Consider the following 22,030-nt stretch of genomic DNA (forward strand, 5'->3'; position numbering starts at 1 on the left):
GGTCCCCCAAGCGGCTGACCAGGCGTTACGCCACTTCGAGCCCCCGCGGTGCTCCGATGAGGACGCTCTCGGACCGCGCACCGTGCGCGACGGCGTCCCACTCCCCCACCGGCCCGGACGGCCGCCGGTCCTCGGCGGAGCCCCGCTACGTCCGGGTCGCCATCTCGTCGAGCGTCCTGCCTGGCCAGGGCCCTTTGCCTCCGTCCCCCTCGCCGTGCTCAACCGGACCGGGCGGAAGGCGGTCGTGCACGACCGTCGCGGACGGGCACCTCGCGATGATCCCGGCACCCCACCAGGTGGACATCCCCCAGGCCCAGGCCGCACTGGAGCGCCTGGCCGAGCAGGTCACAACGGTCAGCCGACCGGTTCAGGCGGTCCACGAGCGCTTCGGCGCGGCGCAAGCCCGCCTCCCGACTTCCCGCTGACCAGCGGCTCAGTGAGCGACGGCTTCCACAGTGGAAGATTCGTCCGGCTGACGACGCCCCTGCGGCAACCGTCCCACCCGGACGTCAGGATGAAGCGAGCGAACGCACTCCCCTGACCCACCCGACAAGCCCGCCGGTCCACCCGCACGCTCAACCACTGACGACCGCGGACTCACCACGAAGGCAACCACCCGCAGGGGGTCCAGGGCGGCGAAGCCCCCTGGCGGGGGTCCGGGGGTTCGACCCCCGGGGCAAATGCGAAGGAGGCGCGGCCCGCGATTTCCGCGAGCACACGCCTCCCACATCCGTAGCGGGGACAGGATTTGAACCTGCGACCTCTGGGTTATGAGCCCAGCGAGCTACCGAGCTGCTCCACCCCGCGTCGTGACACCTACCTTACGCCCTGGTTTCCGACGGGTGCAAAGCAGGTGCCTCGAAGGTAAGTGACGTCACCCGCCAGGCTGGGTGCTGGACGGCGGGGCACCGCTGCTCGGCGCCGCGGCCTTGGCGGATTCGTATTCCTTGGCCGCCGCGTCCAGGGCCGCCAGCGCCGCGCCCTGGTCGCTGAAGTTGCCCGACTGCTGCGCCGCCCGGAGCTTGGCGATGGCCGACTGGATGTCGGTCACGGCCTTGTCGAGCGCCGCGTTGCCGCCGCCCGTGTTGGGTGGTGTGGTGGTCGGGGTGGTGGTGGGTGTCGTCGGCGGCGTCGTGGTGGGCTGGCCCGCCTGGGGTGGTGTGGTCGTCGCCTCGCCGGTGCCGGCGCCGAAGATCTGGTCGAGGGCTTCCTGCAGCGTCGCGCCGTAGCCGACCTTCGGCCCGTACGAGACGAGGACGCGGGCCAGCTGCGGGTAGCTGTTCTGGTTGCGCTGCCGGATGTACACGGGCTCGACGTACAGGAAGCCCTGGGCGACCGGCAGCGTGATCAGGTTGCCGTAGATCGGGATGACGTTGGGGTTGTTGAACAGCGTCCGGTCCTGCGCCACCCGTGGATCGCTCTGGAACCGGTTCTGGACCTGGACCGGGCCGTCGACCTGCGTGGCTCCGGTGGCCGCGCTGGGTAGCTGGAGGACGCGGATCTTCCCGTAGTCGTTCGGGTCGGACGAGACCGACATCCAGGACGCGAGGTACTGCCGTTGCAGGCCGGTGAGCGAACTGGTCAGCTGGAACGTCGGTTTGCTCTGGCCGGGCGTGTCCGCGAGGACGTAGTAGCCGGGCTGGTTGGCCGCGCCGGCCGCCGCCGGGTTCGAGCCGCCCTCGGCCGTCGGGTCCTGCGGGACGCTCCAGAACGCCTGCTGCGAGTAGAACTCCTGCGGGTTGCTGACGTGGTAGCGCGACAGCAGCTCACGCTGGATCTTGAAGAGGTCCTCCGGGTAGCGGAAGTGCGCCCGCAGGTCCGGGGAGATGTCGGAGCTCGGCTTCACCAGCCCGGGGAAGACCTTCTCCCACGCGTTGAGGACGGGTTCCTTGTCGTCGATCGAGTACAGGGTCACGGTGCCGTTGAAGGCGTCGACGGTGGCCTTGACCGAGTTGCGGATGTAGTTGATCGAGCTGTTCGCCTGCCGCGCGACGCCGTTGAGCGAGTCGTTGGTCGCCGCGCCGAGCTGGGTCTGCTGCGAATACGGGAAGTTGTTGATCGTCGTGTAGCCGTCGATGATCCACTGGATCTTGCCGTCGACGACCGCGGGGTACGGGTCGCCGTCGAGGGTCAGCCACGGCGCGACCTTGCTGACGCGCTCGCGCGGGTCGCGGTTGTACATGATCTTCGAGTTGTCGCCGATGGCGTCGGAGAACAGGATGTTGCGTTCGCCGTACTCGGCCGCGAAGGCGAGGCGGTTGAACCAGTTGTCGACCGAGACGCCGCCGCTGCCCTTGTAGGTGTAGCGGTCGGTGGTGGTGTCGTACTCGCCGGGCGCGTTGCCGGAGGTGCCGCCGACGATCGCGTAGTCGGAGTCCGCGGCGGACAGTTCCCCGTAGTAGATCCGGGGTTCCTTGACCTCGATGCCCGGCTGGTTCGGGCCGGGCGAACCGGCCCCCGTCGGGTTCTGGGTGTCGCTCGTGGTCGCGATCGGGTAGCCGCCGTCGGAGTTGGCGTCCTTCACCGCGCGGTCGATCGTGTTCGCGGGCGCGGCCACGAAGCCGTTGCCGTGCGTGTAGACGAGGTGCTTGTTGATCCAGCTGGTCTGGTTGCCGGTCAGGCCCTCGGTCTTGATCTCCTTCGCGGCGACGATGTAGTCCTGCGTGACGCCGCCGACGGTGTAGCGGTCGATGTCCAGCTTGGCCGGGAAGCCGTAGAAGTTCTCGCGGCCGACGCGCTGGGTGAAGGTGTCGGAGAGGATGTTCGGGTCGAGCAGCCGGATGTTCGACATCGTCCCGGTGTCGGCCTTCAGCTGGTCCGGCGTGGCGGACGAAGCCCCGTTGTACGGCTGGTACTGGACGTCCGTGAGCCCGAAGGCCCGGCGGGTGGCGTCCATGTTCCGCTGGATCGACGTGGCTTCCTTCTCGTTCGCGTTCGGTTTGACCGAGAACTGGTCGAGGATCGCGGGCCACGCGACGCCGACGAGGATGCTCGAGAGGATCAGCAGCACGAGCGCGATCGCCGGCAGCTGCAGGTTGCGCAGGAAGGCCCCGGCGAAGAACGCGATCGCGCAGATCACCGAGATGCACAACAGGATCAGCTTCGCCGGCAGGACCGCGTTCAGGTCGGTGTAGGTCGCGCCGATGAACAGCGGCTGGCCGCGGTCGGACAGCAGCAGGTTGTACCGGTCGACGAAGTACTCGGCCGCCTTCAAGAGCACGAAGATGCCGACGGTGATGGCGAGCTGCGCGCGCGTCGGGCCGGCGAGCTGGCCGCCCTTGCCCGCCAGCCGGATGCCGCCGAAGACGTAGTGCGCGATCAGGGCGCCGAAGAAGGAGATGACGACCGTGATGAACAGCCAGCCGAGGAGCCAGTTCAGGAACGGCAGGTCGAAGGCGTAGAAGCCGACGTCGTTGCCGAACTCGGGATCGGTCTGGCCGAACGACGTGCCGTTGAGGAACAGCTGCACGACCTGCCAGTCGCCCTGGGCGGACAGGCCGGCGATGAGGCCGGTCAGCGTCGGGATGCCGATGCCGAAGAGGCGGATCCGGGCGACGATCGCGGACCGGTAGCGGGCCAGCGGGTCGTCGGCGCCGGAGATCGGCACGAACACCGGGCGCGTCCGGTAGGCGATCATCAGGCTGACCGCGAGCGCCCCGCCCACGAGCAGCCCGACGGCGAAGAAGAGCACGATGCGAGTCACCACCTGGGTGGTGAACACCGAACGCGCACCGACCTCGCCGTACCACAGCCAGTCGACGTAGGTGTCGAGCAAGCGGGCCCCGAGCAGGAGCGCCAGCACGATCACCGCGGCGATGATGAGGAGGATCCGGCTCCGCCGGGACAGCTTCGGCAGGCTCACCGGGGGCCGACTCGCCACGGCACACGCTCCTGTCTTCGTCAGCACTCGAGCAGGGGCGCACGCGCCCCCTGATTCCCTAACTCTACGGATGCCGGGTGAAGTTCCCGGGACCCGCCCAAACCGGACTCGCGGCGGCGTCGCGCGGACCCGCCTGCCACGATGTGCGCATGGAACCGCAGCAGGCCGGCGTGGCCGCTCTCGCCCGCGAGATCGAGGACTTCATGGCCGCGGCCGGCTGGGACCAGCCGCCGCAGCTGTTCGCGCTGGTGCCGACGGCGGCGCTGCTGGACGAGCAGCCGGAGCTGGCCGGGCAGCTGGACCGCGCGAACCCGCTGACGCCGGTGGCGCAGGAGGCCCTGCCCGAGGGTGACCTCGCCGAGGCGCTGGCTCGGATCGCGTGGCCCGATCTGGTGATCGGGTGCGCGCTGGCGCAGGAGATCATCGTGCTGCCGCCGGGGTCGGAGTCGGAACTGCCGGACGTCGCGGAAGCCGACGCGGAGAGCCTGCGGCGCGCGGCCGCCGACCACCCGCAGCGGACGGAGGCCCGGCTGGTGGCCGCGGTCCTGCGCGACGGCGACGGCGCGTGCGTGATGCGGCTGCGCGGGACCGGGGCCGAGGAGCCGGTCGACGAAATCATCGAAAGCCCGGACCTCGCACCGAACCTCGTCGAAGCGCTCAAGGCGACCCTGCTGCCCTAGCAGGACGCCGTCGGCCGCCCGGCCTTCAGGTTGGCCAGCTGCGTGAGCGCGTCGTCCAGTGTGGACACCTTGATGAGGTTGAGCCCGTCGGGCGCGCTCGTCTTGGCTTCGGCGCAGTTGTGCTCGGGCACCAGGAAGTCGGTGGCGCCGGCTTCGCGCGCGCCGACGACCTTGAACGAGATCCCGCCGATCGGGTCGACCTCGCCGGTCTCGGTGATCTCGCCGGTGCCGGCGATGTGCCGCCCGCCCGCGATGTCGTCGCCCTTGAGCCGGTCGATGATCGCGAGGGTGAACATCAGCCCGGCCGACGGGCCGCCGACGTCCTGCAGCGAGATGTTGACGTTGAAGGGCGCCTCGGCGCGGTCGGTCGCGGTGAGCCCGATGAAGCCCTCCTTGCGGTCCGAACGCGCGGCGAGCGTGAGCGGCACGGTCCGCTCGGGCTGGCCGTCCGCCTGGAAGGTGATCTGCACGGTCTGGCCCGGCTGCGTGCCGGCCAGCGCGGCCCGGACGTCGGCGGCCTCGGCGATCTTCTTGCCGTTCACCGTGATCAGCCGGTCGCCCGGGGAGAGCACGTGGTCGGCCGGGCTGCCGGAGACGATCTGCTTCGCCAGCACCTTGATCGGGTAGCCCAGCTTGCGCAGGGCGGCGACCTGGGCGTTGGACTGCGAGTCCTGCAGCTGCTGGATGTTCTCCTGCTTGACCTGCTCGTTCGTCTCGCCCGGCTTGAAGTACTCCTCGCGCGGCGCGAGCGCGTAGCGGCCGCTGGCCCAGAAGCCGAGGCCCTGGAAGAGGGTGACGCCGTCGTGCAGCGAGACGGTCGTCATCCGCAGCTCGCCCGTCGTCGGGTGGGTTTCGTGGCCGGTCACCTGGATGACGGGGTTGCCCGCGGCGTCGCGACCCAGCGTGTCGTAGGTCGGGCCGGGGCTGATGGCCACGAACGGCACCGGCACGACCAGGCCCAGCACCACGAAGACGACGAAGAGCGTGCCGCTGACCACGAGCGTCCAGCCGCGGCGGGTCATCCGCCGGGACTCACCGGCGGGCTCGGCGCCGGGATCCGGGCTGCTCTTCGCGGGCGCGGTCTGCTCGGAGGACTTGGTCACGCCCGACAGCGTACGGTGACCGCGTTCGCTTCTCGGTGAAGGCCACGCACACGACGCGCTGGAGCCTTCCCGACCCGCGTACGGTGGACACATGAGCAAACCCCCGTTCGGCTTCGGACCTTCCGATCCCGACAAACGAGGTGAGAACGACCCCTCGGAAGGCGGGCAGCAGTCCGGCGCCGAGGCCTTCAACCAGCTCGGGCAGATGCTGAGCCAGCTGGGCCAGATGCTCAGCCAGGCCGGCAGCTCCAGCGGGCCGGTGAACTACGACCTCGCCAAGCAGATCGCCCTGCAGAACCTCGGCAGCGCCGGCAACACCGGCGAGAGCCACCTCGGCTTCCGCGGCGGCGACGACTCGAACGCCGCCGTGCGCGACGCCGCCCACCTGGCCGAGCTGTGGCTCGACCCGGCGACGATCCTGCCGGCCGGCGCGACGTCGGCGGTGGCCTGGTCGCCGCGCACCTGGGTCGAGAAGACGCTGCCGACGTGGCAGCGGCTCTGCGACCCGGTCGCGCAGCAGATCTCGGGCGCCTGGATGCAGGCGCTGCCGGAGGAGGCCAAGCAGGCCGCCGGCCCGCTGCTGCAGATGATGGGGCAGATGGGCGGGATGGCGTTCGGCTCCCAGCTCGGCGGCGCGCTGGCCCAGCTCGCGCAGGAGATGCTGACCGCGTCGGAGATCGGCCTGCCGCTGGCCCCGGCCGGGACGTCGGCGCTGCTGCCGGCGAACATCGAGAAGTTCGCCGAGGGCCTGGAACTGCCGAACAGCGAGATCCTGGTGTTCCTGGCCGCGCGCGAAGCCGCGCACCAGCGCCTGTTCACGCACGTGCCGTGGCTGCGCCAGCGGCTGCTGGCGACGGTCGAGGAGTTCGCCCGCGGCATCACGGTGGACACGTCCGCGCTCGAGTCCCTGGCGGGCCGGATCGACCCCGCCAACCCGGCGAGCATCGAAGAGGCGATGTCCTCGGGCCTGCTCGAGCCCCAGACGACGGACGAGCAGAAGGCCGCGCTGAACCGCCTGGAGACGCTGCTCGCCCTGGTCGAGGGCTGGGTCGACGTCGTGGTGGCGGAAGCGGTCGGCGACCGCTTGCCGGGCGCGGACGCCCTGCGCGAAACACTGCGCCGCCGCCGCGCGACGGGCGGCCCGGCCGAGCAGACGTTCGCCACGCTGGTCGGCTTGGAGCTGCGCCCCCGCCGCATGCGGGCCGCGTCGGCCCTGTGGAAGCTGGTGGGCGACCGCCACGGCCTGGAGAAGCGCGACGGCCTCTGGTCCCACCCGGACCTGATGCCGACGGCCGAGGACCTGGACGAGCCGATCGACTTCGCGGAGCGGGTGGGGGCCGCTGATTCGCTCGACGGTCTGGACCCGATCGCCGAACTGGAGCGCACCGAGCAGGCCGAGCGCTCGGCTTCGGAGTCCTCGGAGTCTCCGGCGTCCTCGGAAGCTTCCGACGCTTCGGACGAGAAGGGCAAGGACACCCCGCCCGAGGAGGGCGAGACCCGGGCGTAAGCCTCAAGCCCCGTCTTCCGGAGAGCCGGTGATCCGCACGCGGGCCACCGGCTCTCCGCTGTCCGGGGAAGTTCGGCTGCCGGCAAACGCGACCGGGGCGGCCCACAAGCCACCCCGGCCACCTCACCCGCTCAGTCCTCGGCCTCGATCCCCCAGCCCGCGGCGGCCGACAGCCCCTCCAGGTAGCCCATCGCCCGCTCGGTCTTCGGGTACCGCCGCACCAGCGTCCAGAACGCCGCGTCGTGCCCGGGCTCGCGCAGGTGTGCCAGCTCGTGCACCAGCACGTAGTCCAGCACCCACGGAGGGACCTTGCGCAGCCGGTCGCTGACCCGGATGGTCGCGTCGACCGGCGTGCAGGACGCCCACCGCGTGCGCATCGGCGGCACCCAGCGGACGCTCGCCGGCACCGCGGTGCCGCCCAGGTACTTGCCCGACAGCACTGCGCAGCGCGCCAGCAGGGCTTCGTCCGACGTCTTCGGGGACGCCGGCCGACGTGGTTCCGAGCGCTGCAGTTTGCGCTCCATCTCCGCGACCCAGTGTTTCTCCTCCGCCCTGGTCATCCGCGCCGGGATGAGCACGACGAGCGTGTCGTCTTTCCAGTACGCGGTGACCGTCCGGTGCCGGCGCTGGCTGCGCCGCACTTCGACCTTGTGTCCGGGTGTGTCCGACGGGGGGTTCGTCTCCCCCGGGCCTCTCAGCGAGGGCATGCGTGCTTCGACCACCCGACAACGGTAAGGCCAGGCACCGACAATCCAGAGCGCATTGAGGTCACAGCCCCGAGTTGTCCACAGGCTTTCCCGGTTGTGGACAACTCGGCCGTTCCGGCGTCTTCACGGGCTCGGCGGACGGGGCCGGGTGTCATTCTTCGGACATGTTCCTCTCCACCGCGGACATGCCACCGGTCCTCCTGCCCACCCATCCCGCCCTGCTCCCGGGCCTGGTCGTGCTCGACCGCGGCTCGCGCGAGATCCAGATCGGCCTCGACCCGCGCCACGGCGTGATCGTCGAAGGCCTGCCGGCCGCCCTGGTCGATCGGCTGCGCGCCCTCGACGGCAGCAAGCCCGTCGAACGGCTTTTGCTCGCCGAGAGCGAACACCGCGACCAGTTTCGGACGCTGCTCCGGCAGCTGACCGCGCTCGGCCTGGTCACCGACGCCGGCCGGCCCGACGGCCCCGGTCTGCGCGGCGAAACCGGGCTCTGGTCGCTTCGGGCGCGCCACCACCAGACCGCCCTGACCGACCGGCGCCGCGCCACCGCGGTCACCGTGCACGGCGACGGCCGGGTGGCCGTCGCGGCCGCCGTGCTGCTGGCCAACGCCGGGATCGGGCACGTCGAGCTGCAGCTGCCCGGCACGGTGACCGAGCGCGACCTCGGCACCGGCTTCACCGAGGCCGACCTGGGCCGGCCGCGGCGGCAGGCCCTCGGCGACCTGCTCCGCCGCGTCGACCCCGAGGTCCGCGTCACGCGGCTGCACGACCGGTACCCGGAGCTGGCCCTGCTCACCGACGCCGTCGTGCCGGCCCCGGAAGTCGTCGCCGAGCTGATGGAGGACGGCGTCCCGCACCTGCCCGTGCGCGTCCGCGACGGCACCGGCATCGTCGGCCCGCTGGTCATGCCGGGCCGCAGCTCGTGCCTGCGCTGCGCCGACCTGCACCGGACGGACCTCGACCCGTGCTGGCCCCGCGTCGCCGGCCAGCTCACCGGCCGCCACCAGCGGCCGGACCTCGGCGCGGTCCACGCCTGCGCATCGCTGGCCGTCGCCCAGGCCATGCGGCTGTTCTCGCCGGCCGAACCACCACCCCCGGCGTGGAACGCCACCCTCGAGATCGACGCCTTCGACGGCCGCATCCGCCACCGCGGCTGGCCCCCGCACCCGCTGTGCGGCTGCGGTGCTCAGCCCGTGCAACAGGAGACGTAGGCCACTGACACCGCGCCAGCAGGCTGCGCGCCGCCGACGATGCAAGGCAGAATCGCCGGTGTGACCGAGGACTTCCGCGACCCAAGCGATCGTGACACCGCGATGCCGCGCCGGGGTGCCGCCCGGACCGCCAAGCTCGCCAGCCTGCCGCTCGGCATCGCCGGGCGGGCGGTGGGCGGCTGGGGCAAGCGGCTGGCGGGCCAGAGCGCGGAGCAGGTGAACGCGACGCTCTCGGCGAAGGCCGCGGAGCAGCTGTTCGAGGTGCTCGGCACGCTCAAGGGCGGGGCGATGAAGTTCGGGCAGGCGTTGAGCGTCTTCGAGGCGGCGGTGCCGGACGACATGGCGAAGCCGTACCGCGAAGCCCTGACGAAGCTGCAGGCCGCGGCACCGCCGATGTCGGCCCGGCAGACCCACCGGGTGCTGGCCGAGCAGCTGGGCCGCACCTGGAGCAGCCGGTTCGCCTCGTTCGACGACGAGCCGGCGGCGGCCGCGAGCATCGGCCAGGTGCACCGCGCGGTCTGGCACGACGGACGCGAGGTCGCGGTCAAGGTCCAGTACCCGGGCGCCGACGAGGCGTTGCGCAGCGACCTCCGGCAGCTGCAGCGCTTCAGCAGGCTGTTCCAGGCGTTCGTGCCCGGCACCGAGGTCAAGCCGCTGCTGGCCGAGCTTGCCGAGCGGATGAACGAGGAGCTCGACTACCAGGCCGAAGCCCAGCACCAGCGCGCGTTCGCGAAGGCCTTCGACGGCGACCCCGGCATCCTGGTGCCGCGCGTGGTGGCCAGCGCGCCGAAGGTCGTCGTGACGGAGTGGGTCACGGGCACACCGTTGTCCAAGGTCATCGCGGACGGCGACCGCGAGACCCGGAACCTGGCCGGCCGGCTGCTGGCGGAGTTCCACTACTCGTCGCCCGAGCGCGTCCACCTGTTGCACTCGGACCCGCACCCGGGCAACTTCATGATCACCGAGGACGACCGGCTGTGCGTCATCGACTTCGGCGGCGTGGCCCGGCTGCCCGACGGCATCCCCCGCCACCTGGGCGAGATGACGCGGCTGGCCCTCGACGGCGAGTCCGCCGACCTGATGCGCCTGCTGCGGGAGAACCGGTTCATCCGCGCCGACAGCGACCTGACCGCGGACGAAGTGCTCGCGTACCTGGCGCCGTTCACCGAGCCGCTGGCGAAGCCGACGTTCCACTTCACGCGCCGGTGGATGCAGAAGCAGGCGTGGCGGGTCGGCGACAGCCGCGGCAACGACTTCCGGGTCGGGCGGTCGCTGAACCTGCCGCCGGAGTACCTGATGATCCACCGCGTCACGGCGGGGTCGACGGGCATCCTCTGCCAGCTCGACGCGGAGATCCCGGCCCGCGGAATCGTGGAGCGCTGGCAGCCCGGCTTCGCCGCCTGAGTTGTCCACAGGTGGGGCCGTGAGGGGCCGAATGCGGGCGAGTTGTCCACAGGTGGCGGGGATGGGGTTCCACCCGGTTGGCCGAGCGGCCATGCTCGATGCATGGCTGCTACTCAATGCACTGATCCCCTGACCCTCAGCAACCCCGGCACGTGCGAGGTGATGAGCCTCGAACAGTTGCGCAGGGCCGGGGTGTCGGATCGAAGAACCCGGCGGCTCTGCGGCCCCGGCGGGCCGTGGCGCCGCCTGCACCCCGGTGTCGTCCTGCTGCGCAACAGCGCCCCGACGCGGCAGCAGCTGCTGCACGCCGCGCTGGCGCGCTACGGGCCGAGGGTGGTGATCACGGGCGCCGACGCACTGCAGGCCCACGGCGTGAAGTGCCCGGCGGACGACGAGATACGCCTGCTGGTACCCGGCTACTGCCGGGTCGCGGCGTGCGACGGCGTCAGCGCGGCGCGCACGGCCCGCATGCCGGCGCCGGTGGTGGTCGACGGCCTGCCGTTCGCACCGGCGGCCCGCGCCGCACTCGACCTGGCGAGGTCCGCCCCCGAACCGGCACGGATCCGGCACCTGCTGACGTTGCCGCTGTACTGGGGCCTGTGCGACCGGCAGGAGCTGCTGGCGGAGCTGGACGCGGGCCCCCAGCGCGGCACGGCGGTGGTCCGGAAGGTGCTGCGCGAGCTGGACGAAGGCCCGATCCAGGCCCACGGCCTGGCAACACAGGTCCTGGACACGGCCCGGCTCCCACCCCCGATCTGGGACGTCACGATCTGCGACCGCCGAGGCCGCCGCATCGGCGATGCGGACGCCTGGTGGGACGAGATCGGCCTGGCCTGGCAGTACCGCTGCGGCCCGGGCACGGGCGGCTTCAGCCACCTGGCGTTGGCGGCAACGGGCATCGTGCTGGTCCGCTGCACGGTCCGCCAGCTGCGCCAGGTCCCCCGCGAGGTGGCCCGAGAGCTGGCCCAGGCATTCGCCGAGGCCTCCCGCACAAGACGCCCCCGAGTCCGCGCAATCCCCACAACCCCGATAGGCGACGCAGCATGACCCGGCACCTCACCACACCCTGGGCAAGGACGGCGTGGGCAAACAGCTGGCTGGCCCGCACCATCAGCGGTCGCCTGCAGTCCAGGGATGCCACACCCAACCCATCGGCGCGGCCGGCCTGGCCCCTCATCAGCCATGCCCTCCACCGCGCGGCTGATCCGTCAGCGAGCCCGGCCCGGCTCCTCGGCCGCGCGGCCACCCACCAGACGGCGGCCGATCCACCGGCGCGGCCGGCTTCCGGCAACCTCAGCAGGCTCCTGATCGGCTACGCCGTCGCCAGAAGCTGTTCCGTTCTGGTCGGCGTCGCCTTCGTGATCGCGTGCGCCGCCGTCCTCGGCAAGCCTCCCCGGCGCGGATCGATCACCAATACTCGTCGGGCAGCTTGCCTTCTATGTCGCGAACATGCTGCCGCGCGCAGTCCGGGCACAACCACCTCACTGCACCCCGCTCGCGACTGGAAACCCAGGCGAGCGCCGTAGCCGGGTCCTCGTCGGCTCCGCGGGTGCGCCCGCACCGCGTGCACACGACCGCTTCCGGGGCGCTCACCGCAACCGTCCACAGTGGATCGCCTTGGCGCCGAGCAGGAAGAGATCGTCGCGGCGGCCCAGGAAGTCCGGGCCGGCCGGGTCGGTCAGCGCGGCGACGGCGTCGCGGTCCTCGGCGTCGAGCCGGTCCTTGACCGACTCGGCGAGCCATCCGACGCGATGCACGACGTACTCGCGAAGCAGGTCCGACCCGGGCATGGGGTGATCGATGAGCGCCCCGAACGACTCGACGTCCTCGAGCCCGGCCTCGCGAAGCGCGCGCGGCCAGCCGTAGGGCATCGCGACGCTGCCCGGCAGCCCGGCCCGCATCGCGGCGAACCACTCGACCCGCGCGGCGAGCAGCCGTTGCTCCAGCCCGGGCCGGCCGACCCCGAGATCCCAAGGGAGGCACCGCATTTCGAGTCCGCCCTCGCCGATGGCGAGCGTCCCGCCGGGCCGCAGCAACCCGGCGAGAGTGCGCAGGGCGACCTGCTGGTCACCGACGTGGTGCACGACGCCCGACGCCCACACGAGGTCGGCGGCGGGCACCCGTTCGCCCAGCCGCGGGTCGGCGAGGTCCCCGTGCACGCTCACGACCTCGACGTCCTCGCCGGCGGCCTCGCGCGCGGCCCGCTCCGCCTCGGCGAGCAGTTCGGGCGTGGCGTCCAGGAGCACGACGGTGCCCCCACCCGTGCGGGCGAGCTCACGCGCGAAGAGCACGCTCATCCCGCCTGCCCCGCACCCGACGTCCAGCACGGTCGCCCGTCCGCCGAGCAACCGCCGCGCGACGGGGGCGAGCGCGTCGGCGTCGAGGGCGTCGGCCATCCGGAGCTGCGCGAGCCGGTCCGCCCAGTCGATGTCGTCGTGGGTGTGTACGGACATCACCCCATTCAACAGCACCAAGGCCCCCACCACCCGGAGGTGGCAGGGGCCTCGCGCTCAGTACTGGTCCTGCTGGTACCGCTCCGCTCGCCGAGCCGCCCATCGGGCCACTCGCGTCCAGCGGCGTACGGCACGCGCGCTACCTCGGGCCCGCTGGGCGCGGACCCCTTCTTCCAGATCCCGTATTCGGGCCCTGGACAGTTCTTCGTAAAGCAACATCTCGCTGATCTCCTCGATCTCGGTCTTCGTCAGTTGCAGCTGCGGACGGCACATCCGCGCTTCGTAGTCCTTCGCGGTGACCGGTTCGACGCTCATGCGGCGGCGCTCCGGTGGTCGCCGCCGGCCTTGGCCGCGGCGGGCTCGACAGCGGCGTTCTTGCGCGGACGGCCACGGGGCCGCTTGCGCGCGATCACGACGCCGCGCTCGAAGATCTCGCCGCCCCAGACGCCCCACGGCTCGCGCCGGGCCAGGGCACCCGCGAGGCAGGCCTCGCGGACCGGGCAGTCGGCGCACTGCGCCTTCGCGCGCTCGAGCTCGGCCGGGGACTCGGCGAACCACAGGTCCGCGTCGCCCGAACGGCAGGGCAGAGCCGCGTCCGGCACGGCGATCGGGTCGAGCAGGTCGGCGAATATTGCCTCACCCGAGGTGTAGGCGATGGCCGAAGACATGGCAGTTCCTCCTTGTGTCGCACGGGTTTTCGGTTGGGAGATGGAGCTGGGCAATGCTGGTCCTCTTGGGTTGTGCAGCCAAAAACACGAAGGCCGCGGATCCGGGGTTTCCGGTTCCGCGGCCTTCGTGAGCCTCGTGTCCTGACTAGGTCAGGAACTTCGCTCCCGTATCGACAACGGAACACGGAACTGCTTGATGGTCGGCAGATCGGCCTGCGAGTACGCGGCGAGAACGCCCTGCGTCCCGAAGACGACGACACCGGTGGCCCAACGACGCTCGACGCGACGCATGCCACGGATCTCGTGCGCGCTCACGGACACAGCGGTGCCCGGGCGCGGAGCGGCCGCGACTTCCGCGGCGCAGGACAGACGGGTGCCCGGGTTCGTGAGCGTCATGTTGCTGATCATTTCACCGGCACCTCCTTCTGTACTCTGCACACACGGCCGCCGAGCGGCGCTTCCAGTGGATCCCCAGCCGAGCCCTTCGGGCTCGGTACTGGCAGGTTATTGCTCCCCACCACATGGGGGCAACTCAATTAACGGGAAAATCCTCGAAGTTACGAAGATCGCCCCTGAGCAGCGGGTTCGCCGCGTCGATCATGGCTCGCACGCGGTCAACCCGGCATCGCAGCAGCACACGGCAAGCGCGCCCGACACCACGCGAACCCGCGAGGGCGGCCAGTGTCGCACGATCACCGCTCCCCGAACCACCCATCGAGCCTTGCCAACCGCTGCGGGCCCGGGCCCGCCGATGACGCCCGACGAACCACCGCCGACCAAAGCCCCCGGCCAAGCCAACCGCCGCGAGTCCGGCCCGCCGACCGCGCCCGCCAAACCACCCGTCGACCGAAACCCCGGCCAAGCCACCCCGCCACAGGCCCGACCCGCCGACCGCGCTCGTACCAAAGCCCCGGCCAAGCCAACCGCCGCGAGCCCGGCCCGCCGACCATGCCCGCCAATCCACCGGCCGACCAACGCCCCGACGAGTCGCACGACAAAGCCTCGGCCTACCCCCAGCCGTCAGGATGCGGCCGACGCGCGGACCACGCCCAGGATCTCCGCGCCGAAGCGCTCGAGCTTCGTCGCGCCGATTCCCGAGATCGACACCAGGGCCGACTCGTCCGTCGGGCGTTGCTCGGCGATCGCCATCAGGGTCGCGTCCGTGAACACCACGAACGCCGGCACCTTCAGCTCGCGGGCCCGGTCGCCGCGCCAGGACTTCAGGCGCTCCAGCAGGCCCTCGTCCACCGAAGACGGGCACCGGCCGCAGCGGCCCAGCTTCACCTCGAGGGTCTCCAGCAGCGGGCCGCCGCAGACGCGGCAGCGGGTCTTGATCGGCGTCGACGGCTTCGCCTGGGAACGCGCCGCGCGGGCGGCCGGGTGGTCCTCGGGGATCAGGCCGTACAGGAACCGGCTGCGGCGGCGGTTGCGGCGGCCGCCCGGGGTGCGGGCCAGCGCCCACGACAGCCACAGGTGCTCGCGGGCCCGCGTCACGCCGACGTAGAACAGCCGGCGCTCCTCCTCGATCGCCGCTTCGTCGTCGCCCGCGTGCAGGATCGGGACCGTCCCCTCGGCGAGGCCGACCAGGAACACCGCGTCCCACTCCAGGCCCTTCGCCGCGTGCAGGGACGCCAGCGTCACGCCCTCGACCGTCGGCGGGTGCTGGGCCGCCGCGCGCTGGTCCAGCTCGGCGCAGAAGCGCGGCAGGTCCGCGTCCCCGACCTGCGCCGCCAGCTCCTCGGCCAGCTCGACGATCGCCAGGAGCGCGTCCCACCGCTCCTTCGCGGCACCACCGGCGGGCGGCGACTCGGTGAGCCCGACGCGCGCGAGCACCGAGCGCACCGTCGTGACCAGGTCGGAGCTGCCGTCGCCGCTCGCGGCCCGCAGCGCGGACATCGCCTGCCGGACTTCCGTGCGGTTGAAGAACCGCTCGCCGCCGCGGACCAGGTACGGGATGCCGGCCTCGGTCAGCGCCGACTCGTACGCCTCGGACTGGGCGTTGACCCGGTACAGCACGGCGATCTCGCTCGCCGCGACCCCGCCGTCCAGCAGCTCGCGCACCCGCCGCGCGACGGCTTCGGCCTCGACGGCCTCGTCGTCGAACTCGGCGAAGCGCGGCTCCGGGCCCGGCGGGCGCTGGCCGATCAGCTTCAGCCGCGAACCCGCCGGCCGGCCGCGCGCGGCTCCGATCACGCGGTTCGCCAGCGCGACGACCTCGGGTGTCGACCGGTAGTCGCGCTCGAGCCGGACGACGGTGGCGTCCGGGTAGCGCCGGGTGAACTCGAGCAGCGGGCGCGGCGACGCGCCACCGAAGGAGTAGATGGTCTGGTTCGCGTCGCCGACGACGGTCAGGTCGTCGCGGCCGCCGAGCCACGCGTCGAGCAGGCGCTGCTGCAGCGGCGTGACGTCCTGGTACTCGTCGACGACGAAGCAGCGGTAGCGGTCGCGGAACTCCTCGGCGACGACGCCGTGCTCCTCGAGCGTCGCCGTCGTGTGCAGCAGGAGGTCGTCGAAGTCGAGCACCTGCGCGGCGTTCTTCAGTTCTTCGTACGTGCGGTAAACCTGCGCGATCTGCGCGGCCGGCGCCGGGATGTCGCGCTGGGCGCGCGCGGTGACGGCCGGGTAGTCGTCCGGGCTGACCAGCGACGCCTTGGCCCACTCGATCTCGCTCGCCAGGTCGCGCAGGACCTCGATCTCGGTGCCGAGCTTGGCCCGGTTCGCGGCTTGGCCGACAAACCGCAGCTTGTTCTCCATCAGGTCCCACGGCCGGTCGCCGACCACGCGCGGCCAGAAGTACCGCAGCTGGCGGCGGGCGGCGGCGTGGAAGGTCAGGGCCTGCGCGGCGTCGACGCCGAGGCCGCGCAACCGGGTCCGCATCTCCCCCGCGGCACGCGTCGTGAAGGTGACGGCGAGCACCTGACCGGCGGAGACGTGCCCCGACCGCACCAGGTGCGCGATCCGGTGGGTGATCGTGCGGGTCTTGCCCGTGCCGGCCCCGGCGAGCACGCAGACCGGGCCCCGCGGGGCACTGGCGGCGGCGCGCTGCTCGGGGTCGAGACCATCGAGCAGACGGTTCAGGCTCTTGGGGGAAAGTACGCCGGTCACGTCCGGCATCCTCGCAGAGGGGGACGGGGAATCGGGGCAGGGGCACGCGGCCGTATCCTGGTCATATGGCGGGACAGCAGGACAAGGAAGCGGCCAAGCAGGCCAAGAAGGAGAAGCGCGCGGCGAGCAAGGCACGCCGTGGCCAGCTCTTCGAAGCCTTCAAGATGCAGCGCAAGGAAGACCCGTGGCTCATCCCGTGGATGGTCGGCGCGATCGTGGTCGTCGCCGGCGTCCTGTTCGGGATCGGGTTCCTCTTCAACTCGCAGTGGGTGCTGCTGCCGCTGGGCCTGATCCTCGGCGGCCTGCTCGCCATGATCATCTTCGGCCGCCGCGTCCAGAAGACGGTCTATTCGAAGGCCGACGGCCAGCCCGGCGCCGCGGCGTGGGCGCTGGAGAACCTGCGCGGCAAGTGGAAGGTGACGCCGACCGTCGCCGCGACGACGCAGCTCGACGCCGTGCACCGCGTGCTCGGCGGCCCGGGTGTGGTGCTCGTCGCCGAGGGCGCGCAGCACCGCGTCAAGACGCTGCTCGCCCAGGAGAAGAAGCGCGTCTCCCGCTTGGTCGGCGACACCCCGATCTACGACGTGACGATCGGCCACGAAGAGGGTCAGATCCCGCTGAAGAAGCTCCAGGGCTTCCTGATGAAGCTCCCGCGCAACCTCAAGCCGGCCCAGGTCGACGCGCTCGAGGCGAAGCTGGCCGCGCTCGGCAACCGCGGCGCGGCGATGCCGAAGGGCCCGATGCCCGCCGGCGCGAAGATGCGCAACGTCCAGCGCACGATCCGCCGCCGCTGACCCCCGCGTACGACGAAGGCCCCGTCCGGTTCGGACGGGGCCTTCGTCGTTCAGCGCATCCTGATGACGACCGTGCCGGTCAGCCGGTCGAGCCAGCTGCGGCCGTCGGCGTTGCGGACCGCGGCCGGGACGAGGACGAACGTCAGGGCCGCCCGCACCAGCGCCCGCAGCGGCCCGACCAGCGCGGCGCCGTCGAGCCGGGCGACGCGGACGCCGACGACACCCATGCCGGGGGTGAAGCCGAAGAAGCCGGCGGAGATCACCGAGATGACCGCCCAGACGCCGCCGGACCAGAGGTTGAAGTTCTGCATCGCGGCCGGGTCCTGCAGGCTCGGGTGCAGGAAGATGGCCGTGACCAGGGCGGCGATCACGAGGTCGAGGATCAGCCCGAGCAGGCGGGCGCCGCCGCTCGCCGCCGAACCGACACCTGATTCGGGCAAACCGAACTTCTCGCCCGGCCAACGCGGGGCCTCTTGATCAGTGCCCGGCCGGCCCTCGCCGGTGCCGGGCAGCCATTCACCGGTCCATCTCGCCACCCGTCTAGGGTATGCCGGTGGCGCGGACCACATCCGACCTGGTCGGATACCCGAAATCGACCACCCGTTAACACCGGCGAAACATATGGGTGACGGTCGGGCAACACCGCACTTTTAGCGTGAGCCGAAGAGAGCACTGCCGTACGAGCTCGAACGAGAAGGAGTCACCGAGGGTGCCCACTACTCCAGACGACATCCAGCGCCTCATCGCCGATGAGGACGTCGAGGTAGTCGACGTCCAGTTCTGCGACCTCCCCGGCGTGATGCAGCACTTCACGGTCCCCGCGAAGGCCTTTACGGAAGAAGCCTTCGAAGAAGGCCTCGCGTTCGACGGCTCCTCGGTGCGTGGCTTCCAGTCGATCCACGAGTCCGACATGCTGCTGCTGCCCGACGCGGCGACGGCTCGGATCGACCCGTTCCGCAAGGCGAAGACGCTCGCGCTCAACTTCTTCGTGCACGACCCGTTCACGCGCGAGGCATACAGCCGTGACCCGCGCAACATCGCGCGCAAGGCCGAGCAGTACATCGCCGAGTACGGCGTCGCCGACAACGTCTTCTTCGGCCCCGAAGCCGAGTTCTACATCTTCGACTCGGTCCGCTTCGACTCCGCCGAGCACGCCTCGTTCCACGAGATCGACTCGATCGAGGGCTGGTGGAACACCGGCGCCGACGAGGCCGGCGGCAACCAGGGCTACAAGACGAAGTTCAAGGGCGGCTACTTCCCGGTCCCGCCGGTCGACCACTTCGCCGACCTGCGCGACGACATCGTCCGCAACCTGACGAACTCGGGCTTCGAGATCGAGCGCGCGCACCACGAGGTGGGCACCGCCGGCCAGACCGAGATCAACTACAAGTTCAACACGCTGCTGCACGCGGCCGACGACCTGCAGCTGTTCAAGTACATCGTGAAGAACACGGTGTTCGCGGCGGGCAAGACGGCGACGTTCATGCCGAAGCCGCTGGCCGGCGACAACGGCTCGGGCATGCACTGCCACCAGTCGCTGTGGAAGGACGGCCAGCCGCTGTTCCACGACGAGTCGGGCTACGCAGGCCTGTCGGACACCGCGCGCCACTACATCGGCGGCCTGCTCAAGCACGCGCCGAGCCTGCTGGCCTTCACGAACCCGACGGTGAACTCCTACCACCGCCTGGTCCCGGGCTTCGAGGCGCCGGTTTCGCTGGTCTACTCGCAGCGCAACCGCTCGGCCTGCGTCCGCATCCCGATCACGGGCAACAACCCGAAGGCGAAGCGCGCCGAGTTCCGCTGCCCGGACTCGTCCGGCAACCCGTACCTGGCGTTCTCGGCGATGATGATGGCCGGCCTCGACGGCATCAAGAACAAGATCGAGCCGCCGGACCCCATCGACAAGGACCTCTACGAGCTCCCGCCGGAGGAGGCCAAGGACGTCAAGCTGGTCCCGGGCGACCTCGGCACGGTGCTGGACACCCTGGAGGCGGACCACGACTACCTCCTCGAGGGCGGCGTGTTCACGCCGGACGTGATCGACACGTGGATCTCGTACAAGCGCGAAAACGAGATCGACCCGCTGCGCCTGCGCCCGCACCCGTACGAGTTCGCGCTGTACTACGACGTGTGATCGGCGCGGGGCTTTGACCAGGCATTTCACTGGTCCGAGCCCCCGCCAGGCCGTCAAGGTCACCATGTGACGGCCCAGCAGACACGGGACGGCGGTCGAGGGGAACACCCCGACCGCCGTCCCGTTCCTTGTTCCAGCGTGACCGATCTGGCCAGGTGGGGGATGCCGCGTAACCGACGCCCGCAGGACCGGGAAGAGAAGCGCGGTGAGATCGTCGCCGCGGCCACGCGGTTGTTCGTGGAGGAAGGCTACGACCTCACGACGGTGGCGCGGATCGGACGCGAAGCGGGGGTCACCTCCAACACCGTCTACTGGTACTTCAAGGACAAGGACGAGGTACTGGTCGCTGTCCTGGACGCGCTGTTCGCGCAGTTCCTGGCCGGCGTGGCCGAACGCTCGGCCGGGTCACCGGTCGAGCAGTTGCTGTGGGCAGTCACCGAGCTGCGGCGGGTCGACCGGCTGATCACGACGGTGCACGCCAGGGTCGCGGCATCGGAGGCGTTGCGGGGGTGGCACGACGGTTTCCACGCGCAGGTGGAGACGATCCTGCGGTGGCATCTGGCCGCGTTGGGCGTGCCCGAGACCGAGCAGGCCGCGATGACCCGGATCGGGGTGTTCGTCGTCGAAGGGATGCTGACCCACGCAAGCGACGCCGCGGGTGACCGCGCCGTCGTCGAGACGTTGGTCCGCAGTGCCCGCGGCATCGCCGCCGCGCCGGCTACCGGATCGCCGCGGCCGTGAACCGCGCCGCGAGGAACTGGATCTGGTCCGCGACGGCCCGCTCGAACAGGTCACCGACGTAGATGTCGAAGTGGTCACCGTCGTAGTGGTTGACCTGGACGTGGTCCTGCCCGGCCGCGAGGCGGGCCGTGGTGCGCGCCGGGGCAGCACGGTCGTCGTCGCACACGCACAACAAGGTCGCCGCGGCGATCTTGCGCAGGTCCTTGCCCGGCCGGTACAGCGGCAACCACAACGCAAGCCGGGCCGCGACCGCGTTGGCGCTGTCACCGCCGTCCGGGCCCATCATGACGCCCCAGATCGTGTCGCGGCCGACAGCGGTGTCGCCAGGGCGGAACGGCTGACCACCCGTCTCGACGGTCGCGGACAACCCCTTGCCCACGGCGGGGATCCGGGCCAGGGCCCCGGCGGTGCGAGGCGAGAGCCGAGACCCCGCCGGGATCAGCTGGGACGCCGCGGCGATCGCGGTCGGCGACACCAGGAAGGCGGGCATCCACCACACCCCGACCACCGGAGCCAGCACCGGTTTCGTGCCGAACACCGACCCGACGACGTCGAGCAGCGCCGCGATGACGAGCCCGGCCATGCTCACCGGGCCGGCCCGGAACCGGGAGAGCAACGACGCCGGACCGTCGGTGAACGGGCACTGGGCCACCACCGCGGCCACGCCGTGGTCCTCGCCGGCGATGCGCAGCACGTGCCCGCCGCCGAACGAGGTCCCCCACACCGCGATCCGGTCGGGGTCGACCTCCGGCAGGGACCGGCCATAGGCCAGCGCCGCCCGCCAGTCGTCGAGCTGGTCGCCGATGTCGAGCAGCTGCCGGGGAGATCCTTCACTGGTTCCCAGGTACCGGTAGTCGAACACCAGCACCACCCACCCCTGCGCGGCGAACCGCTCCGCGAACGCGTCCAGCCGCCACTCCCGCACCGCACCCAGCCCGTGCGCCATGACCACCAGCGGCCGAGGCCCGCCTTCCGCTGCCGGCGTGTACAGCCACGCCGCGCACCGCACGCCCCCGGACTCGAACCACACGTCCCGCCGCACCGACGCAGTGTCGCCGCTCTTCTCCGCCGAAGTTTCCATCGCCTACCTTGGTCAACTCGCCCGCCGCTCTTGACTCGCGATCAAGAGCAAGTTGACGCGAAGGCTAGGCCGTCTCTTGATTCGAAGTCAAGAAAACCAGCTGGACAGAGAGGAGGCAGGTTTCGTTATTCCGAGGTCGACAGGACCTTCAGATCCGCCCCAGCGGCCTCGAACGCGCCTCGCGGGTCCGCGACCAGCTTGCGGATCTCCAGGTCCATCAGCCCGAGCGTGCAGGTGATCTCCGCGGCCAGCGTGCCGTCGAGCTTGTAGATGTTCGAGTCCATCTTGAACGTCTTGCCGCTGCCGAACTTGACGTCGCACGTCACGTCGACCTCGTCGCCCGCACGCAGCTCGCGGCGGAACACCACGTTCGTCTCCAGCAGCACCGAAGCGACGTTGCCCAGGCCTTCGAGCGCGCCCGCCGCTTCGAGCAGCTCGAGGCGGGATACCTCGCCGTAGGAGTGGTACACGGCGTGGTTGAGGTGGCCCAGGGTGTCCAACTCGTAGTGCCGGACCTTGATCCGGGTCCGGAACGGCTCTCGCACAGTCACCGCTCCACTGT

At 71.2% G+C, this 22,030-nt stretch carries 21 protein-coding genes and 1 tRNA gene; 9 read left to right on the forward strand and 13 right to left on the reverse strand.

Annotated elements, in window-relative coordinates:
• The first annotated feature begins 275 nt into the window (after positions 1-275).
• Positions 276-425, forward strand: a complete 150-nt coding sequence (locus ACYVLJ_RS31650) for a hypothetical protein (RefSeq protein WP_460441446.1) — start codon at positions 276-278, stop codon at positions 423-425.
• 308 nt (positions 426-733) lie between these two features.
• Here the strand turns inward: ACYVLJ_RS31650 and ACYVLJ_RS31655 are convergent.
• A tRNA-Met gene (locus tag ACYVLJ_RS31655) sits at positions 734-807 on the reverse strand.
• Between the two features lie 67 nt (positions 808-874).
• On the reverse strand, positions 875-3,862 hold the full coding sequence (locus ACYVLJ_RS31660) for a UPF0182 family protein (protein ID WP_451982262.1): 2,988 nt from the start codon (positions 3,860-3,862) through the stop codon (positions 875-877).
• Between the two features lie 167 nt (positions 3,863-4,029).
• Between ACYVLJ_RS31660 and ACYVLJ_RS31665 the strand changes: the two genes are divergently transcribed.
• Positions 4,030-4,560, forward strand: coding sequence for a PPA1309 family protein (locus ACYVLJ_RS31665; protein WP_451982229.1), 531 nt, complete (start codon positions 4,030-4,032; stop codon positions 4,558-4,560).
• Here ACYVLJ_RS31665 and ACYVLJ_RS31670 read toward each other — a convergent pair.
• Positions 4,557-5,582: a YlbL family protein gene (locus ACYVLJ_RS31670; RefSeq protein WP_460441463.1), complete on the reverse strand. Its 1,026-nt coding sequence runs from the start codon at positions 5,580-5,582 to the stop codon at positions 4,557-4,559. The two genes, ACYVLJ_RS31665 and ACYVLJ_RS31670, sit on opposite strands and share 4 nt — an antisense overlap.
• A gap of 172 nt (positions 5,583-5,754) precedes the next feature.
• Here ACYVLJ_RS31670 and ACYVLJ_RS31675 point away from each other — a divergent pair, with 172 nt between their 5' ends.
• The gene (locus ACYVLJ_RS31675; protein ID WP_460441447.1) at positions 5,755-7,170 is read left to right on the forward strand and encodes a zinc-dependent metalloprotease; all 1,416 of its coding nucleotides are present in this window, start codon (positions 5,755-5,757) and stop codon (positions 7,168-7,170) included.
• 131 nt (positions 7,171-7,301) lie between these two features.
• On the opposite strand, the gene ACYVLJ_RS31680 is transcribed toward ACYVLJ_RS31675, so the two are convergent.
• The gene (locus ACYVLJ_RS31680) at positions 7,302-7,811 is read right to left on the reverse strand and encodes a M48 metallopeptidase family protein (protein WP_451982235.1); all 510 of its coding nucleotides are present in this window, start codon (positions 7,809-7,811) and stop codon (positions 7,302-7,304) included.
• 230 nt (positions 7,812-8,041) lie between these two features.
• Here ACYVLJ_RS31680 and ACYVLJ_RS31685 point away from each other — a divergent pair, with 230 nt between their 5' ends.
• The 3 genes from ACYVLJ_RS31685 to ACYVLJ_RS31695 all read left to right on the forward strand — a co-directional run bounded on the left by ACYVLJ_RS31685 (position 8,042) and on the right by ACYVLJ_RS31695 (position 11,539).
• A complete protein-coding gene (locus tag ACYVLJ_RS31685) occupies positions 8,042-9,088 on the forward strand; it encodes a ThiF family adenylyltransferase (protein ID WP_460441448.1) in 1,047 nt (348 codons plus the stop codon).
• 102 nt (positions 9,089-9,190) lie between these two features.
• Positions 9,191-10,492, forward strand: a complete 1,302-nt coding sequence (locus ACYVLJ_RS31690) for an ABC1 kinase family protein (protein WP_451988718.1) — start codon at positions 9,191-9,193, stop codon at positions 10,490-10,492.
• A gap of 162 nt (positions 10,493-10,654) precedes the next feature.
• The gene (locus ACYVLJ_RS31695) at positions 10,655-11,539 is read left to right on the forward strand and encodes a hypothetical protein (RefSeq protein ID WP_460441464.1); all 885 of its coding nucleotides are present in this window, start codon (positions 10,655-10,657) and stop codon (positions 11,537-11,539) included.
• A 360-nt stretch (positions 11,540-11,899) separates the two neighbouring features.
• On the opposite strand, the gene ACYVLJ_RS31700 is transcribed toward ACYVLJ_RS31695, so the two are convergent.
• From ACYVLJ_RS31700 to ACYVLJ_RS31725, 6 genes are all read right to left on the reverse strand, one after another.
• Positions 11,900-12,085: a hypothetical protein gene (locus ACYVLJ_RS31700; protein WP_460441449.1), complete on the reverse strand. Its 186-nt coding sequence runs from the start codon at positions 12,083-12,085 to the stop codon at positions 11,900-11,902.
• Positions 12,082-12,945, reverse strand: a complete 864-nt coding sequence (locus tag ACYVLJ_RS31705; protein WP_460441450.1) for a class I SAM-dependent methyltransferase — start codon at positions 12,943-12,945, stop codon at positions 12,082-12,084. Before ACYVLJ_RS31705 ends, ACYVLJ_RS31700 begins: the two co-directional genes overlap by 4 nt.
• Before the next feature lie 57 nt (positions 12,946-13,002).
• Complete coding sequence (locus ACYVLJ_RS31710) at positions 13,003-13,260, reverse strand: hypothetical protein (RefSeq protein WP_451988713.1); 258 nt, start codon at positions 13,258-13,260, stop codon at positions 13,003-13,005.
• Positions 13,257-13,613 (reverse strand): WhiB family transcriptional regulator, encoded by a 357-nt coding sequence (locus tag ACYVLJ_RS31715; protein ID WP_285999640.1) that lies wholly within the window; start codon positions 13,611-13,613, stop codon positions 13,257-13,259. Before ACYVLJ_RS31715 ends, ACYVLJ_RS31710 begins: the two co-directional genes overlap by 4 nt.
• Positions 13,614-13,763: 150 nt before the next feature.
• On the reverse strand, positions 13,764-14,021 hold the full coding sequence (locus ACYVLJ_RS31720) for a hypothetical protein (RefSeq protein WP_451988712.1): 258 nt from the start codon (positions 14,019-14,021) through the stop codon (positions 13,764-13,766).
• Positions 14,022-14,633: 612 nt separating this feature from the next.
• The gene (locus ACYVLJ_RS31725) at positions 14,634-16,718 is read right to left on the reverse strand and encodes an ATP-dependent DNA helicase UvrD2 (protein WP_460441451.1); all 2,085 of its coding nucleotides are present in this window, start codon (positions 16,716-16,718) and stop codon (positions 14,634-14,636) included.
• A 65-nt stretch (positions 16,719-16,783) separates the two neighbouring features.
• Here ACYVLJ_RS31725 and ACYVLJ_RS31730 point away from each other — a divergent pair, with 65 nt between their 5' ends.
• Positions 16,784-17,512 carry a DUF4191 domain-containing protein gene (locus tag ACYVLJ_RS31730; RefSeq protein WP_451988710.1) on the forward strand — a complete coding sequence of 243 codons (729 nt, stop codon included), beginning with the start codon at positions 16,784-16,786 and terminating at the stop codon, positions 17,510-17,512.
• Between the two features lie 50 nt (positions 17,513-17,562).
• On the opposite strand, the gene ACYVLJ_RS31735 is transcribed toward ACYVLJ_RS31730, so the two are convergent.
• Positions 17,563-17,952 carry an RDD family protein gene (locus tag ACYVLJ_RS31735; protein WP_460441465.1) on the reverse strand — a complete coding sequence of 130 codons (390 nt, stop codon included), beginning with the start codon at positions 17,950-17,952 and terminating at the stop codon, positions 17,563-17,565.
• Positions 17,953-18,221: 269 nt separating this feature from the next.
• Between ACYVLJ_RS31735 and glnA the strand changes: the two genes are divergently transcribed.
• Positions 18,222-19,646: a type I glutamate--ammonia ligase gene (glnA, locus tag ACYVLJ_RS31740; protein ID WP_460441452.1), complete on the forward strand. Its 1,425-nt coding sequence runs from the start codon at positions 18,222-18,224 to the stop codon at positions 19,644-19,646.
• Between the two features lie 162 nt (positions 19,647-19,808).
• Complete coding sequence (locus tag ACYVLJ_RS31745; RefSeq protein WP_460441453.1) at positions 19,809-20,387, forward strand: TetR/AcrR family transcriptional regulator; 579 nt, start codon at positions 19,809-19,811, stop codon at positions 20,385-20,387.
• Here ACYVLJ_RS31745 and ACYVLJ_RS31750 read toward each other — a convergent pair.
• Both ACYVLJ_RS31750 and ACYVLJ_RS31755 read right to left on the reverse strand, forming a co-directional pair.
• Positions 20,365-21,468 (reverse strand): alpha/beta hydrolase, encoded by a 1,104-nt coding sequence (locus tag ACYVLJ_RS31750; protein ID WP_460441454.1) that lies wholly within the window; start codon positions 21,466-21,468, stop codon positions 20,365-20,367. The two genes, ACYVLJ_RS31745 and ACYVLJ_RS31750, sit on opposite strands and share 23 nt — an antisense overlap.
• A 125-nt stretch (positions 21,469-21,593) precedes the next feature.
• Positions 21,594-22,019 (reverse strand): acyl-CoA thioesterase, encoded by a 426-nt coding sequence (locus tag ACYVLJ_RS31755; protein ID WP_451988706.1) that lies wholly within the window; start codon positions 22,017-22,019, stop codon positions 21,594-21,596.
• Between the last annotated feature and the right edge of the window lie 11 nt (positions 22,020-22,030).

It is taken from the genome of Amycolatopsis stemonae, assembly GCF_054781455.1.

Bases quoted from the DNA above. Each gene is read 5' to 3' on its own strand.
- ACYVLJ_RS31705 (WP_460441450.1), bottom strand. From the start codon at position 12,945: ATGTCCGTACACACCCACGACGACATCGACTGGGCGGACCGGCTCGCG.
- ACYVLJ_RS31665 (WP_451982229.1), top strand. From the start codon at position 4,030: ATGGAACCGCAGCAGGCCGGCGTGGCCGCTCTCGCCCGCGAGATCGAG.
- ACYVLJ_RS31685 (WP_460441448.1), top strand. From the start codon at position 8,042: ATGTTCCTCTCCACCGCGGACATGCCACCGGTCCTCCTGCCCACCCAT.
- ACYVLJ_RS31745 (WP_460441453.1), top strand. From the start codon at position 19,809: ATGCCGCGTAACCGACGCCCGCAGGACCGGGAAGAGAAGCGCGGTGAG.
- ACYVLJ_RS31650 (WP_460441446.1), top strand. From the start codon at position 276: ATGATCCCGGCACCCCACCAGGTGGACATCCCCCAGGCCCAGGCCGCA.
- ACYVLJ_RS31730 (WP_451988710.1), top strand. From the start codon at position 16,784: ATGGCGGGACAGCAGGACAAGGAAGCGGCCAAGCAGGCCAAGAAGGAG.
- ACYVLJ_RS31720 (WP_451988712.1), bottom strand. From the start codon at position 14,021: ATGATCAGCAACATGACGCTCACGAACCCGGGCACCCGTCTGTCCTGC.
- ACYVLJ_RS31715 (WP_285999640.1), bottom strand. From the start codon at position 13,613: ATGTCTTCGGCCATCGCCTACACCTCGGGTGAGGCAATATTCGCCGAC.
- ACYVLJ_RS31675 (WP_460441447.1), top strand. From the start codon at position 5,755: ATGAGCAAACCCCCGTTCGGCTTCGGACCTTCCGATCCCGACAAACGA.
- ACYVLJ_RS31750 (WP_460441454.1), bottom strand. From the start codon at position 21,468: ATGGAAACTTCGGCGGAGAAGAGCGGCGACACTGCGTCGGTGCGGCGG.
- ACYVLJ_RS31710 (WP_451988713.1), bottom strand. From the start codon at position 13,260: ATGAGCGTCGAACCGGTCACCGCGAAGGACTACGAAGCGCGGATGTGC.
- ACYVLJ_RS31695 (WP_460441464.1), top strand. From the start codon at position 10,655: ATGAGCCTCGAACAGTTGCGCAGGGCCGGGGTGTCGGATCGAAGAACC.
- ACYVLJ_RS31690 (WP_451988718.1), top strand. From the start codon at position 9,191: ATGCCGCGCCGGGGTGCCGCCCGGACCGCCAAGCTCGCCAGCCTGCCG.
- ACYVLJ_RS31670 (WP_460441463.1), bottom strand. From the start codon at position 5,582: ATGACCCGCCGCGGCTGGACGCTCGTGGTCAGCGGCACGCTCTTCGTC.